The organism is Pseudomonas sp. F1_0610 (assembly GCF_047470865.1).
Lineage (GTDB): Bacteria > Pseudomonadota > Gammaproteobacteria > Pseudomonadales > Pseudomonadaceae > JAZDRH01.
Genome location: NZ_JAZDRH010000005.1, coordinates 85,648 through 103,063 on the forward strand (window position 1 = coordinate 85,648; position 17,416 = coordinate 103,063).

The following is a 17,416-nucleotide window of genomic DNA, read 5'->3' on the forward strand; positions in this document are numbered from 1 at the left end:
GCGTACGCTTCATTATCCGCCTAAAAACAAGCTTCTACAGTAACTCTGTAACCTTTATCCAGTAATGTTTGAAGACAAGCAGCTGCGGTATGGCCCGCTATTCTAATGCAGATTTTCTTCATCACATTCTACCGTCTATTAGCATTGTTAATTACTCTAAAAAGCCTGAGAAACGAGTTGTTATGACAAAAAAGTTAGCAGCCAGAGCTACTAACTTTATGTGATTTACTCACTTACTTGCGACCATTGTTTAGCCAAGCGTTTATCAGACACTGGCATTTTTGTGCCTAATTGCTGCGCGAACAGTGATACACGATATTCTTCTAGCATCCAACGGTACAAGACTAACTCAGGATCATGTTTACCTTCATTTTGATGCTTAGCTAAACGTGCCTGATACTTTTCCCAGTAGTTTTGTATCTCTAATGTCCAAACTTTATCTTTTTGCAATTGGCGTGCTAGGTTGTCTAGGCGCTGAGCCAGTGCTTTTAAATAACGTGGATATTCTGCCAACCATTGGCTAGGCACATCACGTACAAAGCCAGCATAGACCAACGCAGACAACTGGCTTTTAATATCATTTAGTGCAAAGGCCAAACTTAAATCAATGCGTCCTTTTAGGCGTTTTTGTAGATCATGCCATTGTTTTAAGATCGCTAATACCTGTTTGCATAGTTGTTGTGCTGTATCCGCCCAAACACCCCGCCCTTGCTCTGCCACCGCTTTGAGCTGTTCTGTTGTACGAGGAAGCGACGCTAGATTAGATAACATACACGCATCAACGCTAGCTAATAGAATATCCTCTGTTAAGGCTTCTACTCGGCCCATATCACGATACAGCATACCAGCTTGGGTAATATCACGTAGGTTAGCACGCAAATATTTAGCCGTTTCGTTTAATTCTTGGAGTAACAAGCGCTGCAAGGCGCGACGATGCTGATAACCCGCTTCGGCTTGGGTAGAAAAACGGCTTTCTTTTACTTCGCCCTGCTCATCCAACAAAGCTGGATATACCGTTATGCTCATACCTGCAATGCTTTGCTTGGCTACTTCAGGCACAGAAAAACAATGTACTTGCACGCTTTGTGCTTCTGTTTTCGGCGTTAATTGCTCCAATGTGACTTGGCTAACACCTGAGAAGCGTGCATTTAACTCAGTTAAATCACGTCCCTCTCCGAGCAACTTACCTTGTGCATCCACTACTGCAATATTCATTTTTAAATGTGCATCTAGTTGCTGGCTAGCTTCCTGCCAAGCCTCTTCGGCTACGCGCACACCTGTCATACGTAATAATTCATGGCCTAAGGCTTGGGTTAAAACGCCCTGAGCAAAGACTATTTTTTCCAATGCTGCATCAACAAAATCAGGTACAGGTACAAAGTTTTTCCGCACAGCCTTTGGTAGGTTACGTACTAACGCAATACAACGCTCACGCAGTAAACCTGCCACTAACCAATCTAAACGCTCATTGTTTAATTGTGCCAATAAAGGCGCAGGTACTTTGAGCGTAACACCGTCTCGTGTATGCTTTGGCTCAAAGTGATAGCTTAATGGCAAACGCAAATCGCCTAACTGAAGAAAATCTGGGTATTGATTGGCGGTAACGTCACTGGCATCTCGTGCGAGAACATCAGCTTCTGTCATTAACAGTAGGTTAGGCTGCTGCTGGCTCTGGCGCTTATACCATTTATCAAAACTTGCGGTTTGATAAATATCTTCTGGGATTTGTGCATCATAATAACTGTATAGCACTTCATCATCCGCCAAAATGTCACGGCGTCGAGCTTTAGCTTCTAACTCATCAATCTGCTTTAATAATTCACGATTGGCTTTTAAACACTGAGCCCTACTTTGAATATCCCCTGCAACCAAAGCTTCACGAATAAATAAATCACGGCTGGTTTTAGGATCAAACGGCCCATAATGCAAAGCACGACGCGCTACTACGATTAAGCCATATAAGGTTACTTGCTCATAGGCTACTACTTGCCCTCGGCGCTTTTCCCAATGCGGTTCTAAGTAGTTACGTTTCACCAAATGCGCGGCTAATGGCTCAATCCACTCCACATCAATACGCGCTACCATACGTGCAAACAATCGTGACGTTTCTACCAATTCAGCAGCCATTAACCACTGCGGTTTCTTTTTCCCAAGTACGCTAGAGGGATGGATAACAAAACGTCGCTGGCGAGCACCAAGGTAATCATTGTCTTCCGACTTTTGCCCGATATGGCTTAATAAACCTGCCAGTAAAGCTTTGTGTAAAGCATCATAATTGCAATCTTGCTGGTTAAAACTCAGTTTTAATTCACGACAAATTAATGTCAGTTGGCGATGCGCATCTCGCCATTCGCGATAACGTAAATAGTGAATAAAGTTTTTTCTACACCAATTACGTAGCGCATTAGCGCCTAGCGCTTGGCGTTGCTCATCTAATCCTCGCCATAGGTTCACTAATGCTGCAAAGTCTGAATCAGGGTCTTTCCACTGCGCATGCGCTTGGTCAGCTGCTTGCTGCTTTTCTAATGGACGTTCACGAACATCTTGCACTGAGAGTGCGCTAATCACAATTAACGCTTCACTTAAACTCGCTTGCGTCTCGGCCTCAAGCAACATCCGCCCTAAACGGGGATCAATGGGCAATTGCGCCAACTTTTGCCCAATCGGTGTTAGGTGGCTTTCTCGCGTAACAGCACCCAGCTCTTGCAGCAAATTAAAGCCATCGCTAATAGCTTTGCCTTCTGGTGGCTCAATAAATGGAAATTGATCAATTGCACCTAAACGAAGCGTCAACATTTGCAAAATAACAGCCGCTAAGTTGGTGCGTAAAATTTCTGGATCAGTAAACTGCGGCCGATTGTTAAAATCTTCCTGACTGTATAAACGCACACAAATCCCAGCTTCTACCCGACCACAACGCCCTTGGCGCTGATTTGCACTGGCTTGGGAAATTGCCTCAATTGGCAAACGCTGTACTTTAGAGCGATAGCTGTAGCGACTAATACGTGCCGTGCCTGTATCAATCACATAACGAATACCTGGCACTGTTAATGAGGTTTCTGCCACGTTAGTCGCTAACACAATTTTTCGAGCGGGGCGTGGCTGAAAAATTTTCTGTTGTTCGCTGGGAGAAAGCCGCGCATAAAGCGGCAATACTTCCACATGTTTAAGCTGTGCTTTACGTAGCACATCTGCACATTCACGAATCTCTCGCTCGCCTGGGAAAAAAATCAGTACATCACCTGGCAACTTTTGCGCACTACGCTCATAGCTTTCCAACTCGGCTAGAGCATTTAAGATACCCTGCTCTGCACTAATATCTTCATCTTCAATTTCGCCATCTTCATTACGCGAACCTAACAGCGGGCGATACCAGGTTTCAACAGGATAAGTACGGCCTGAAACCTCAATCACAGGCGCATTATCAAAGTGTTTAGAAAAACGTTCTAAGTCGATAGTGGCTGAGGTAATAATGACTTTTAAATCAGGACGTTTGGGCAAAATGGTTTTAATATAGCCCAGTAAAAAGTCAATATTTAAACTACGCTCATGGGCTTCATCAATAATAAGTGTGTCATAACGCGATAAAAAACGGTCATTACGTGTTTCAGCCAGCAAGATGCCATCAGTCATCAGCTTAATTAAGCTCTGATCAGTGCTTTGATCTTCAAACCTAACTTGATACCCAATAAGCTCACCCAGTGGCGAATTTAACTCTTGCGCAATGCGTGTCGCTACGCTACGTGCCGCTAAACGCCGTGGCTGAGTATGACCAATTAAACCTTGGGTACCACGACCTAGCTCTAAACACATCTTAGGTAGCTGGGTGGTTTTACCTGAACCTGTTTCCCCTGCAATAACCACTACTTGGTGCTTTTTAATGAGCGCCATAATTTCATCTCGGCGCTCAGCAATGGGCAGATTATTGTCGTAACCTATGGCAGGAATACTGACTTTACGCGCTTTAACTTGCGCACAAGAGCGCTCAAAACGAGCTAGGGTTTTGGCTAATGCAGACTCATCAAAGTGCTTTTTCAATTGCAGCAGTTGGCGGCGTAATGGATAACGATCAACTGTTGTCGCTTGATCTAAATTATTCAACAGTTGATTTATAGAGACGTGTTCAGACATTCAATAACTTCGTTGTATCAGCATGCGAAAGCACAGGTTTCACATTTTTTAGTTATCTTAAACCTCGTGCTAACGGCTTAAGTGTGTAATACATCTATTGTAATACGTATCTATTAGCTTAGGCAGCTTATCTTTAATTTTTCAACACAGTACACACTGCCAAAGCAATGGAACATTAAATACTAATGTTATCTATCAACTGTTTTACAAAAAACAACCTACACTTGGCACCTAGCCTGGGATTATATTATGCTTTTCTTTTAATACCCCAGCCCATCTTAGTCTTGCCAAATACCATGGTGACACATCAATCTCTTAAGAAATGGTCCTATTAGACTAATAGTGAACTAATAAACACCTCACCATTAATTTACCCAAAAATTTATATTGATCTATCTAATAATATAGGTTTCTAACTTCTTGTTAGCGATCTTTCCCTCTAATATCGGTCACAACAGGCCTCAACATACCAATAACGCAATTCTTTATAGAGCAAGAATAAAAATTACCCTTCAGTTTTAGTGCGCTAGGCAAAATACTTTTGTTGCACGCTTAAAGACTAAGTTTAGAAATAAATGCTTGAATCAGTAGTGATTTAAAATCACCAATCCAAGCCTCGTACAAAAGAAAATCATGACGACACTCTACAATAGTGTTTACAGGCCACTGAATAACCAACCCCTTTCTGAGTGTGCTAGAAAGGCCACATAATTGAATTGCCTCACTAAGATAGTGCGACTAAAGACAGGAAAGATTGACGCTTAAGTTAGTTAAAAAACACCAAGAAAAATAAAATTCATTTTGAATATTTTTAGAGTATCTAAAACTCATTAACAACCTTCTCACAAACAACACTTAACGCTTTAGCAGTGTCGCTTGTGATACCAATAGCAGTACACCATCTACAAAGACTATTAGAAAAAGGCTATCAATGTACTCTTTTACTCTGACTTAACAGTTTGTAAATAGTGTCAGGCGTGTATTGCTCGCCGTCATGATAAACAGTCCAGTCGGTAATTTGCTCATTAGTTAACGAGTAAATCCCCCCATTTTTCATATTTTTTACAAAAAATGGTGTATTAATCAGTTCCCCCTGAAAACTGTTTCCATTCATTTCTCGAGGAATAAACCACATATGCTCACGTCCATCATCTTCTTCCACAGGAATGCCACACTTAATCATAAAACCAAATTCAGCACCTGTTTTTTTGCTATTGAGTAGTTTACCTAAAAGCCCTTGTTTTTTGGGTTGCCCATATTCAATGAAAAGATTTTCAAAATAGCTCCAACGCAACTGTGCTTTCAGCGACATCATGTCAGTTTCGCTATTAGGGCGATAGAACACAGTGCTTTTATTTTCGCCGTAACCTGCAAAGAAGGTTTCCATGACTTGCTCTTCTTCTGTGGTTTTAAAGAGTACGCAGCTTGGATGTTGATGGTATTCATCACGGTCTGCTTTATCGCCTAAAAACTCACCTTCGGGCGCGCCTTCTAAGTCAAAGTGCATATCTTTTAAATCGGGCAAATCACTGATTAAGGTTTTTTGCTGAATATGGCGAATACCTTCTTCAAAAGGCAAAGCAACAAGATACTGATAAGCTTCTTCAGTTTGTCCGCAAACCACAGGCTCATTAAAAATGACTTTACCTTCGTTTAAACATTTGCCAACAAACGCATGAATCAATGAATCTATGCCGTAGTAATCACCCAGCGAGTGCGGGAAAATAAGATCAACCTCAGGCATACCGCAACGCAGCAAGCCATGAGTGTGAAACCAGAATTTACTCGGTGGATCTTCCTCGCTGTCATAAATAGCATGAATGACATAGAGACTATCTACACTAGGCAATAGGTTTTCTTCTAATTGGAAATTTAACCATTCTTTGGTAAATACACGCCCACCAGCAGACTCATCAACGCCCAAGACTATACTGGGCAGTAATAATTGAAGCATTTGCAGTTGACAACGAAAGTTACGTAAAGGCTCAACTGTGAACATGCTTTCCACACACAGTAAGCTAGGAGCTATATTCACTTGCCCTATAAGCTCTGAAGAAATAGGATAGTAGCGTAATACGGCGTAAAATCGATCTCTGAGGGATCTTGATCACGTATTAAGATGCGAAAAAGTAATCTATCCTCATCAAGACTGCAACGCAGCATAAAACTTTGTTCATCGTCTTCATCGTAGTCTATTTCTAAGTCAGTAAATATATTTTGTTCATTTAATCGCTCCTCAATTTCTAAAATAGAGAGAGCGGTATTACTAAAAGCATAGATTTCAGAAATTGCTGGTTCTGCCTCACCTTGCGCCATAGCAAAATAACTTTCTTTATTGCTCATATTCCAACTTCACTATTAATAATTAAATTTATTCTAGCAATAAAAAAGCCGAGCTAATTAACTTAACTCGGCTTTCGTGAGCCACTACGATTTATTAAGCGTTATTTAGCTTTTTTAGCTCTTCATCTCGCAATTGACGTCGCAGAATTTTACCCACGTTAGTTGTTGGCAATTCATCCCTAAACTCAATAATACGCGCTACTTTATAGCTGGTTAGGCTAGCTCGCATGTGTTTGATAATTTCATCTTCTGTCAAGGTTACGCCCGGTTTTAGTGCAATAAAGACCTTAACAGCTTCCCCTGTTTTTTCACTTGGAATACCAATAGCAGCACATTGCAGAACACCTGGCAACTGCGCTAAAACATCTTCAACTTCATTGGGATAAACATTAAACCCAGACACTACAATCATGTCTTTCTTACGATCGACAATACGTAAGTAGCCTTCTTCATCAATTTTGGCAATATCACCAGATTTGAGCCAACCATCAGCATCTATCACATCGTCAGTTGCTTTTTGATTATTCCAATAACCTAGCATGACCTGCGGCCCTTTAACGCAAAGCTCACCTGCTTCACCTAAAGGTAACTCGTTGCCCTCTTCATCAATCACCTTACACAGCGTCGACGGGACAGGCAGTCCAATAGTACCAAGACGTATTTTCTGCAAGGGGTTTACCGATACAATAGGGCTGGTTTCAGTCATACCAAAACCTTCACAGATTTTCGCACCTGTCACTTGTTCCCAGCGCTCAGCCGTTGCAATTTGCAGTGCCATACCACCAGATAGCGTAAGTTTTAATCCTGAAAAATCTAGCGCTCTAAATTTCTCGTTATTACACAACCCCACAAATAAGGTATTTAACCCTACAAAACCTGTAAAACGTTTTTTAGATAAGTCATTAATAGTACTGTTCAAATCACGAGGATTGGTAATCAATAGGTTTTCATTACCTGTGATCATCATTGCCATACAGTGAATAGTGAAGGCGTAAATATGATATAGCGGCAATGGAGCAACAATTATTTCCTGCCCTGGCTTTAAATAGCTTCCCATAACGGCTTTAGCTTGTTGCATATTGGCAATCAAGTTACGGTGCGATAGCATTGCCCCTTTAGCCACACCAGTAGTACCACCTGTATATTGGAGCACCGCTACATCATTTGCCTGAGGTTCAACATTGCGTGCTATTTTCTTGGCACCAAGTGCTAACACATCACGCAGGCTCAGTGCGCCTTGAATATGATAAGCAGGTACCATTTTCTTTACATATTTCACCACTGAGTTAATCACAAAGCGCTTTAAGCTAGGTAATAAGTCAGCTACCTCTGTAATGATGACGGTCTTAACTGAAGTTTTAGATAATACTTTTTCTGCAATATGCGCCATATTAGCCAAGCAAACTAAGGCTTTGGCACCAGAGTCATTAAATTGATGCTCTAACTCATGCGGCGTATATAAAGGATTCGTATTCACTACAATTAAGCCAGCCCGCATTGCACCAAACACCACTACAGGGTATTGCAAAACGTTAGGCAGTTGAATGGCAATACGATCGCCTGGCTGTAGCTCAGTATGATTTTGAATCCATGCTGCAAAATCACCTGATAAGCGATACAGGTCACCGTAGGTAATAGTCGTACCTAAGTTAGTAAATGCTGGTTTGTCCGCATAGCGCTGACAAGATTCAGTCAACACCGCTAGGATATTGGGGTATTCATCAGCATCTATCTCGGATGGAACGCCTTCAGGGTATTTATCCTTCCAGAAATTTTCAATCATGCAGCCAACTCCTAAGCAACAGCTTATATCTTCCCCTTCAAAGGGTCTTATTATCTTAATTCGCTTTCTTCACAATAGAGATAAACGAGCCAAGAAAGATTATCAGCTTTAAATCCAGCAAACTAGCAACCAAACCTCTAACTTTAGTCATATTTAGCACGCGAGAAAAAGATTTAGTATCAAGACCAAGCTGATTTGAGCAATTCCAATCAAGTTACAGGCTTACACCTGCACTTCAACCTGATTTAATCTATAGTAACGCACATAATTATACGCTGACACACCGCAAGCTAAAGCTATGCGCCATTAAATATCAAAAGCATTTTAATGGTAAATACCGCAATTTAATAAACTTGGAGCAATTTAATGACAACCGTATCGAGCTTTGCATACGATGACCTCTCAATAGGACAAAAGGCGCAGCAAACCAAGCAGGTTACAGAACAAGATATTCTGCTCTTTGCTGCCGTATCTGGTGATTGCAACCCAGTTCATCTAGATGAGCAATATGCAGCAACAACAATGTTTAAAGAACGTATTGCCCATGGCATGTTCAGTGGCGCGCTAATTAGCGCTGCCATTGCGTGCAATCTACCTGGCCCTGGCAGCATTTACTTAGGTCAAGAGCTAACCTTCACGCGCCCAGTTAAACTAGGAGACAGCTTAACCGTTGAACTTGAAGTTCTAGAAAAACTACCCAAAAACCGAGTGCGCATTGCCACACGTGTACTTAATCAAAACAATGAAATGGTCGTTGATGGTGTAGCTCTTGTGTTGGCGCCGAAAAAATCAACCGAAGTTAACATGCCTTCAGCCCCTCAATTCATACAAAAGTAACCTGTGATTTAAGGCTAGTCATTTCACAGGGCTAGCCTTTTTTACAACCAAACTTGTGAATAATGCCTGAACCACAAATAGCATCTGACTCGCCGCAATTAATCCACATATTCTGTGGATAAGTCTGTTATCAAGTCTTTTTTTTGATTCGCAATGCTTGATACTATGGGGCTTTAGCTTAAACTGATGAATTTTTCATCAATTAGAAATATCTTTTAAAATCAACAACTTACAAAGTCAAGAAATAAAATCAATTTCATCTAATTATTTTTATTGTCAAGTGGTTTGTTAGTTTTTTTAGTGTGCACAAGTCCTAAGTTCTAAAAATATATTAACTTTATATAATTTTTTCACATACAAAAAAACCTGACCAACATTACATTTGGCCAGGTTTGAGTACAGTGCAAAATCAGTTTGTTAAACGCACTAACGCTTCTCGGTATTTGTCTGCTGTTTTTTGGCGTACATCTAAAGGAACTTCTGGTGCTGGTGCTTGCTTATTCCAGCCACTGGCCTCCAACCAGTCTCGCACGAATTGTTTGTCAAAACTAGGTGGATTGGTACCCTCTTGGTAACTATCTGCTGGCCAAAAACGGCTTGAGTCAGGTGTTAATACTTCGTCCATTAAGGTTAAAGTGCCCTGTTCATCAAGCCCAAACTCAAATTTAGTATCCGCAATAATAATGCCACGAGTAGCTGCGTACTCAACAGCGGCTTTATACAGCGCAATAGAGACCTGCTTTACTTGCTCCGCAAGCTCAGCGCCAATAATTTCTTGGCAGCGTTCAAAAGAAATATTTTCGTCATGATCGCCAACAGCAGCTTTAGTAGATGGTGTAAAAATAGGCTCTGGTAGTTTGCTCGCTTCTTTTAAGCCAGCAGGTAACTGAATCCCACAAACCGTGCCAGTTACTTGATACTCTTTCCAGCCTGAGCCTACTAAGTAGCCACGTACAATAGCTTCAACCGCCACAGGCTTTAACCGTTTAGCTACTACTGAGCGCCCTTCCACCAAAGGCAATTCTGCGCCAGAAACAACAGCTTCAACTTGATCACCCGTAAAGTGGTTTGGCACAAGATCTTTAAGTTTTTCAAACCAAAAATTAGAAATAGCTGTTAAGATTTTGCCTTTATCTGGAATAGGCTCAGACAAGATAACATCAAATGCTGAGAGCCTGTCACTGGCTACCATTAGCATACGTTTGTCATCAATCTCATAAAGATCTCGCACTTTGCCAGAATAAAGTTTTTTCAAACTTAACCTGCTTGAGCTGCTCATGAAGAATTCCTGTGTTTTTTAAACAAAACAGGCGAAACCTTAGGTTTCGCCTGCATTTCATCGCATCATTCAGCGCTTAGTTTAAGCTATTTTGTAAACGCTGTAATACTTTAACTGCATTTTCCTTAGCCGCTGGTTGGCTGTCTAAGGTCAGCACAGTGACATTAACGTGGCGATCTTGCCCTGCCACTTGCAATATATAACGCTGTGCTTTTTTCTCTGGATTATTTGAGCTAAATAAACGCTTAAAAAAGCCGGGCTTTTCAGTTTTTTTGCCTTGGCCAACATCAATAAAATAACTGCCTGTTGAGCGATTTAAGTCATCAACTCGAATATTAGCACTATCTAAAGCACGCCCTAAGCTTGACCAAGCCCGATCAAAGTTAGCATCTAATTTCAAATAAGGCTGGCCCTGGGCTTCTAACAGCTGTACACGACTTGGCGCATCAAATATAGCGCTAGCAGCTAAAGAAACAGAGCCCCCTTTGATCATGCTTTGCTCTAGATTTAGACGAAAATCTTCAATCAGTGCATTATCAAGAGTTGTTACTCCTGGCTCTTGCTGCCAAGCTTGCTCTAAAGTACTGCCTACAGGTCGCACTTGTGTAATTAGGAAAATTTCACTGGTGTTGCGTTGCACACCTGGTTCTATACGTACTAAAACCCGTACCTCACTAGCCCCCAACCCTAGAGTACGTTCAGCTAAAGAAGCAGAAAAACGCTCTGCCTTACTCCAAGCCGTCATGAACTCACCAGTTTGTGGTCGTTCTGCAACAATACTTAAACCGCTTTCTTCAAAATACTGTTGAGCGATAGGCCAAATCTCAGCAGGAATGCGTTGAGCAATTAACCATTGTGTCGTACCACTTTTTTGCAGGCTAATGATTTTTTCATCTGCTTTAATTGCCATAGGTTCCGGACGACTCACCACTTCTGCTTTAGGATCAGCATCTGGAATATGTCGTGGAATAGGCAACAGTGGATCTAGGCGTTTATTTTGAGCACCCTCTGGCATTTGCATAGGAGGTATTTGCTGTGCTTGCAAATAATCATTGCCGCGGTCACGAAAATACCCTTTCTCGCCCCATATCCAACCACATCCACTGGTACTTGCTAGCGTAGCTGCTAACAACGACATTCCTACAATTCGCTTCATGCGTAATAAACCCCTATTAAGCCAACAAACCACATTGACGTAAAGCTGCTTGCAAGGTCGCGCGATTCTGCACGCCAAGCGGTGTAAGTGGTAACCGAATACCTGTATTAATATAGCCCATTTCATGCAAAGCCCACTTTACAGGAATTGGGTTTGATTCGATAAACATAGCATTGTGCACTGGCATTAGCTGATCATTCAAGGCTTTGGCTTGATCCGCCTCACCGGCCATTGCCAAACGGCATAGTTGCGCCATTTGCTTAGGGGCTACGTTGGCAGTCACTGAAATATTACCTTTGCCGCCCATTAGCATGAGCTGATAAGCGCTAGCATCATCACCTGATAACACTAAGAAATCGCTAGCCACACCTTCTAAAATCTGACGTGCGCGCTCTAAATTACCTGTAGCCTCTTTAATACCAATAATATTTTTCACTGTTGATAAGCGAATCACTGTTTCTGGCAGCATATCGCAGGCGGTACGGCCAGGCACGTTATATAAAATTTGTGGGATATCCACTGCCTCAGCAATAGCTTTATAGTGTTGGTACAAGCCTTCTTGAGTAGGCTTATTGTAGTAAGGTGTCACTAATAAACAGGCATCTGCACCCGCACCTTTAGCATTGGTTGTTAAATCAATGGCTTCACGGGTGCAATTAGCACCAGTCCCTGCAATCACAGGAATACGTCCATTAACTTGGCGTACCACACGACGTATCACTTCGTGGTGCTCACTTACGTTAAGTGTTGCTGATTCGCCTGAAGTACCTACCGCCACAATAGCGTCAGTACCCTGTTCAATATGAAACTCTACCAGCTTTGCTAGAGCATCCCAATCTAGAGCACCTTCTGGGTCCATGGGTGTGACTAGTGCCACCATACTGCCGGTTATCATGCAACTGCTCCTACCAAGTGATTTTTTAGACAAGTAATGTTACTGATGCCTATATAAGAGTACAAGCATCTATATTATCGTTATACTGCCTTTTAGTAATGTGAGAAACAGATTTATACTTTTTTGCTATCTTTCTTGAGAAATCAGCATGTCATCTACGTCTTCTTCTGATCAAAATTTAATGATCAGCGCTTTAGGGCATGACCCCCTTTTGCTTACCAATGCGCTTTGCCGTGCTTGTTTAGAAAGTCGCTGCAATATTGTGAGCAGCCGCTTAACTCGACATAATGATTACTGTGCATTAATTTTGCAGGTCAGTGGTAGCTGGGATGCGCTCGCACGCTTAGAAACCAATCTGCCTGTACTGGCTAAACGTGAAAACTGCCAAGTACAGTTTTCCCGCACAGTCAACCCCGAACTTAAGCAAAAAGCCCTGCCTTATATTATTTATGTGAGTGCGATTTATCGTGCTGATATTTTGCCTGAACTGTGTCAATTTCTAATTGACCACAAAGTTACCTTAGATACTATTACTTATGACAGTTTTCTGGCGCCGCAAACACAAACCCGCATGCTTAACGCAACCTTGACCATTACACTACCTGCAGATATGCATATTAGCTGGCTACGTGATGAATTTTTAGACTTTGCAGACACCCTTAATTTGGATGCTATTTTAGAACCTTGGCGCCCACAACTCACTTAATTTTACAGGATACACTCGAATGGTCACTTTAAATCAGCCTGTTCCAGCCTTTACCGCACAAGCGACCAATGACCTCCAAATTGAGCTTAGCCAATTAAAAGGCAGACAAGTGGTGATTTATTTTTATCCTAAAGACAACACCGCTGGCTGTACGCTAGAAGGGCAAGATTTCAATGCAGCTTATGATCAATTCAACAAGGCTAATACCATCATTTTCGGTGTTTCACGCGATAGCTTGCGTACTCATAGCAATTTTAAAACCAAGCATAATTTTGCCTTTGAGCTAATTAGTGACCCTGAAGAAACACTCTGCCGCTTATTTGATGTAATCAAGCTTAAAAAAATGTACGGTAAAGAACACATGGGTATTGAGCGCAGTACCTTTTTAATCAATAAAGAAGGCATACTCGTGCAAGAATGGCGCAAAGTAAAAGTACCAGGACATGTAGCACAGGTATTAGCAGCTGCACAAAAACTACAGCAAGCTTAGGCTTTTTTAAGCCAATGCAAATAACGCTCTGCTTGCTGTTCTTGTTTTAATAAAGCATGCCCAGCTAAGCGAGCAAAGGCTGCGATATCTCGCTCAGAACCAGCATCTGTAGCTATCACCTTCAGAACTTGGCCCGATTGCATCTGGCTTAGTGCCATCTTGGTCTTTAACAGTGGTAATGGACAAGCTAAACCTTGGGCATCTAATTCTTGATCAAATTTGTCACACATTTGCATTTCCCCCTTACAAATTGAACCTCTTATAGTAGCAGTAGCTCTATAGAGACTGGTAAAGTTATACGCTTATTGATCTTATTCTGCCTGATTTATGGATGAGTTTAGCCTGCAATGAACATTTTACGCCCTACATTATTAGCGCTTGCTTGTACTTTCAGCTTGGCTAGCTTTGCTGCAAATGACCTTCCAGCATTGGGTGACGCCAGTTCAGCTATTGTTTCACCTGAACAAGAACATAAACTAGGCAGAGCTTGGCTAAGCATGCTGCGCGGACAAGTACGCCAACTCAATGATCCTTTGTTAAAAGAATATGTTGAACAAAGCGTTTATCGGCTCGCAGAAACTAGCCAATTACGAGATCGACGACTTGAATTTATTGTTCTAGCCAGCCCTCAACTAAACGCCTTTGCTGCACCAGGTGGAATCATTGGCGTTAATGGCGGTTTATTTCTTCATGCACAAACTGAAGCTGAATATGCCTCCGTTATGGCGCATGAGCTAGCACACTTATCACAACGCCACTTCGCCCGTGGCGTAGAAGCGCAAAAACGAATGCAACTACCTATGATGGCCGCACTACTGGCAGGCATTGTAGCAGCTGCTGCCGGAGCCGGCGATGCGGGGATGGCAGCCATCGTTGGTTCGCAAGCCGCAGCTTACCAAACCCAAGCACGCTATTCACGACTACATGAACAAGAAGCTGACCGTATTGGCCTAACTAACTTAGAGCGAGCTGGCTATGACCCTATGGCAATGCCAGAAATGTTTGAACGCTTAGTGCGTTTATATCGCTATGACCAACGCCCACCTGAATTTCTTTCTACGCACCCATTAACAGACAACCGTATTGCGGATGCTCGTGGCCGCGCAGAACAACTCTACCGCCCCAACGGAATCAAAGATAGCTTACGTTACCAACTCATGCGCGCGCGCGTCATGTTACGCTTTGAGGAAACACCAGGTGTTGCGGTAAAACGTTTTAATGCACAGCTAAGTGAAAATAAAAATGCGCAAGCTGCACGTTACGGGCTAGCTCTAGCACTAACTAAATCAGGTCGTTTTGACGAAGCACGCACGCATTTGGACATACTGCTCAAACAAAAACCAAAAGATATTATTTACAACCTGTCTTATGCAGAACTTGACTTAGCTAGTAACAAAACCAATGAAGCTTACAACCGAGTACAGCGTATGCTCACTACCTATCCCAACAGTTTTCCATTGCAACAACTCAAAGCTGATATTTTATTTAAGCAAGGGAAAAATCAGGAAACTGAGCAGGTTTTAGAGAAAATCGTTGCTAAGCGCCCTAATGATCCAGATATCTGGTTACAGCTGGCTGAGGTTCGCGGCTTAAACAATAATATTATAGGCCTACACCAAGCACGTGCAGAGTACTTTGCAAAAGTAGGTGAATATGAGCAGGCTATTCAGCAACTCGACTTGGCTAAACGTCGAGCCGCAAATAACTTTACATTAGCGGCTCGAATTGATGCAAGGCAGCGTGAGTTAATCCAAGAAGAACGCGCCATCAAAGAAATGATGTAAACAACGCGCCTAAAACAATCAACTGCAGTGTTAATAACAAAGCTAATAACAAAGGTTTTAAACCTGCTTCTTTTAAAGCAATAACACTAGTACCTAAACCTAAAGCTGCCATAGCTGTTGCTAATAAAATTTCATCAGCTTGCAGCACCATGTGCTGAATATCACTAGGTAGTGGTAAGAAGCTATTAACTAGTAAACACAAAATAAAGCCTAAAACAAAGACAGGAATTTTTACACCTTGACGTGGTTGATCATTCTCTGCCGTATCTTGACGAGCTAACCAAGCTCCCAAGAAAAAGATAAAAGGGGCTAATAATAAAACACGTATCAACTTAGTTACTACAGCCGCTTCCATTACCGCATCTCCCAAGCTATTCCCTACCGCGACCACCTGAGCTACCTCATGTACAGTAGCCCCAGTAAAAATACCAAACGTATGCGGATCACTGAAAAACGGTAACTGCAGTTGATATAACCATGGATAAAGCAACATGGTTGCTGTACCAAATAAAACAACACAGGCAATAGCTATGGCTACTTGACTATCACGCGCCCGAATTACACCACTACAAGCCAAGATAGCAGCAGCACCACAAACAGCATGCCCAGCCCCAATAACTAAAGCGCCTTCACGATCCATTTTGAATACATAGCGCGCCAGCAATACTGTACTCAACATAGTTGTAAACATAATTGCAGCATCCACAGCAACAGCACTTACACCCACTCCAGCTACTTGAGTTAAAGATAAACGCAATCCATAAAGTGCCACCCCAAAACGCAACACAGGATTTTTACAAAAAATAAAACCCCGTTCAAACACATAACGTAGACTACGCGGCATTAAGTTCCCTAACACCAAACCTAGCAATACTGAAAGTGTTAATAAACCTATCCCATTGCTTTTCAAAAACTGCCACTGGCTTAACTCATAAGCTAAAACAGCAACCACTAGTGCACATAAAATACCTGGTAACAAAACCAGCAACCTATGCTGTACTTTAGGAAAGTCTGCAATCTTTAACATTTTTCAACTCCAGAAAAGATAGCCAAATTCTTTCACTACATATAACATTTAGGAAGCTTATTATTCTTATTGGAACTATAAGAAAAACTGATATGCACATTACCTTACGTCAACTTAGCGTATTTACCGCCATTGCTGATCACACTAGCGTCACCCAAGCCAGTGATTTTTTAGCACTCTCTCAAGCGGCAGCAAGCATGTCGTTAAAAGAGCTAGAACAACAACTAGGCACACATTTATTTGACCGAAATGGTAAACGTCTAATCTTAAATGAGCATGGCAGGCGGTTTTATCCCATTGCTCAACAAACACTACTTAGCGCCAAGGAAGCTGAAAGTTTATTCAAGCAAGATCTGGCTTGTAACTTACGCCTAGGTGCTAGTAGTACTATAGGTGCATACGCCCTCCCCCCTTTAATGGCAAAGTTTCTTGAGTTGGAAAAAAACAGCCAACTCCAACTTAAAGTGGCTAACAGCGAGCAAATTCTGGAGTGGGTCGCAAACTTCCAACTCGATCTTGGACTTATAGAAGGCCCACTACAACATCCAGATGTATGTATACAGCCATGGAAAGAAGACGAATTAATTTTTATATGCTCAAATAAACACCCCTTAGCCCAGCAAACTAAAATTTCAATTGATACCTTGCAGCATCAACGCTGGATAATGCGTGAGCAAGGCTCTGGCACACGTGTTTTACTGGAACAATTTATTGCACCTTACTTTGGAACACCTGAGCAGATGCTAGAAATAGGCAATGCTGAAGGAATTAAACATGCCGTGATTGCTAACGCTGGTATTGCCTGTGTATCCAAACAAAGTGTGCTGCATGAGCTTGAATTAGGCATTGTTCATCCAATCCAATTACCAGGTATGAAAAAGCTTACCCGCACTTTCTACCTCGCACTTCATAAAGAGAAATATTCCACCCAAGGTCTAAAACGTTTCATTCAATTTATAAATCGATAACAAACTTCTTCTTGTTT

14 protein-coding genes are annotated in these 17,416 nt (G+C 41.9%); 5 read left to right on the forward strand and 9 right to left on the reverse strand.

Annotated features, from left to right (window positions below; all coding sequences use genetic code 11):
* Positions 1–225: 225 nt before the first annotated feature.
* The 4 genes from hrpA to VQ643_RS04660 form a co-directional block, all read right to left on the reverse strand.
* Entirely contained in the window at positions 226–4,131 is a 3,906-nt protein-coding gene (gene hrpA, locus VQ643_RS04645; protein ID WP_414198119.1) for an ATP-dependent RNA helicase HrpA, read from the reverse strand.
* Positions 4,132–5,059: 928 nt separating this feature from the next.
* Positions 5,060–6,166 carry a DUF4026 domain-containing protein gene (locus VQ643_RS04650; protein WP_414198120.1) on the reverse strand — a complete coding sequence of 369 codons (1,107 nt, stop codon included), beginning with the start codon at positions 6,164–6,166 and terminating at the stop codon, positions 5,060–5,062.
* Between the two features lie 5 nt (positions 6,167–6,171).
* A complete protein-coding gene (locus VQ643_RS04655) occupies positions 6,172–6,474 on the reverse strand; it encodes a DUF4026 domain-containing protein (protein WP_414198121.1) in 303 nt (100 codons plus the stop codon).
* A gap of 94 nt (positions 6,475–6,568) precedes the next feature.
* Entirely contained in the window at positions 6,569–8,257 is a 1,689-nt protein-coding gene (locus VQ643_RS04660) for a long-chain fatty acid--CoA ligase (protein ID WP_414198122.1), read from the reverse strand.
* A gap of 366 nt (positions 8,258–8,623) precedes the next feature.
* Between VQ643_RS04660 and VQ643_RS04665 the strand changes: the two genes are divergently transcribed.
* Positions 8,624–9,094: a MaoC family dehydratase gene (locus VQ643_RS04665; protein WP_414198123.1), complete on the forward strand. Its 471-nt coding sequence runs from the start codon at positions 8,624–8,626 to the stop codon at positions 9,092–9,094.
* Positions 9,095–9,503: 409 nt separating this feature from the next.
* Here the strand turns inward: VQ643_RS04665 and VQ643_RS04670 are convergent, their stop codons facing one another.
* The 3 genes from VQ643_RS04670 to dapA all read right to left on the reverse strand — a co-directional run bounded on the left by VQ643_RS04670 (position 9,504) and on the right by dapA (position 12,424).
* Positions 9,504–10,373 (reverse strand): phosphoribosylaminoimidazolesuccinocarboxamide synthase, encoded by an 870-nt coding sequence (locus VQ643_RS04670; protein ID WP_414198124.1) that lies wholly within the window; start codon positions 10,371–10,373, stop codon positions 9,504–9,506.
* Positions 10,374–10,449: 76 nt separating this feature from the next.
* Positions 10,450–11,529 carry an outer membrane protein assembly factor BamC gene (bamC, locus tag VQ643_RS04675; protein ID WP_414198125.1) on the reverse strand — a complete coding sequence of 360 codons (1,080 nt, stop codon included), beginning with the start codon at positions 11,527–11,529 and terminating at the stop codon, positions 10,450–10,452.
* Positions 11,530–11,545: 16 nt separating this feature from the next.
* Entirely contained in the window at positions 11,546–12,424 is an 879-nt protein-coding gene (gene dapA / locus VQ643_RS04680; protein WP_414198126.1) for a 4-hydroxy-tetrahydrodipicolinate synthase, read from the reverse strand.
* A 148-nt stretch (positions 12,425–12,572) separates the two neighbouring features.
* Here dapA and VQ643_RS04685 point away from each other — a divergent pair, with 148 nt between their 5' ends.
* Both VQ643_RS04685 and VQ643_RS04690 read left to right on the forward strand, forming a co-directional pair.
* A complete protein-coding gene (locus VQ643_RS04685) occupies positions 12,573–13,130 on the forward strand; it encodes a glycine cleavage system protein R (RefSeq protein WP_414198127.1) in 558 nt (185 codons plus the stop codon).
* Between the two features lie 19 nt (positions 13,131–13,149).
* On the forward strand, positions 13,150–13,620 hold the full coding sequence (locus tag VQ643_RS04690) for a peroxiredoxin (RefSeq protein ID WP_414198128.1): 471 nt from the start codon (positions 13,150–13,152) through the stop codon (positions 13,618–13,620).
* Here VQ643_RS04690 and VQ643_RS04695 read toward each other — a convergent pair.
* Positions 13,617–13,850, reverse strand: coding sequence for a sulfurtransferase TusA family protein (locus VQ643_RS04695; RefSeq protein ID WP_414198129.1), 234 nt, complete (start codon positions 13,848–13,850; stop codon positions 13,617–13,619). The genes VQ643_RS04690 and VQ643_RS04695 overlap by 4 nt on opposite strands.
* A 117-nt stretch (positions 13,851–13,967) precedes the next feature.
* Between VQ643_RS04695 and VQ643_RS04700 the strand changes: the two genes are divergently transcribed.
* Complete coding sequence (locus VQ643_RS04700; RefSeq protein ID WP_414198130.1) at positions 13,968–15,404, forward strand: M48 family metalloprotease; 1,437 nt, start codon at positions 13,968–13,970, stop codon at positions 15,402–15,404.
* Here the strand turns inward: VQ643_RS04700 and VQ643_RS04705 are convergent.
* Positions 15,388–16,431, reverse strand: a complete 1,044-nt coding sequence (locus tag VQ643_RS04705) for a YeiH family protein (RefSeq protein ID WP_414198131.1) — start codon at positions 16,429–16,431, stop codon at positions 15,388–15,390. The genes VQ643_RS04700 and VQ643_RS04705 overlap by 17 nt on opposite strands.
* Before the next feature lie 92 nt (positions 16,432–16,523).
* On the opposite strand from VQ643_RS04705, the gene VQ643_RS04710 reads away from it, so the two are divergent.
* Complete coding sequence (locus VQ643_RS04710; RefSeq protein ID WP_414198132.1) at positions 16,524–17,399, forward strand: LysR family transcriptional regulator; 876 nt, start codon at positions 16,524–16,526, stop codon at positions 17,397–17,399.
* Positions 17,400–17,416 lie beyond the last annotated feature (17 nt).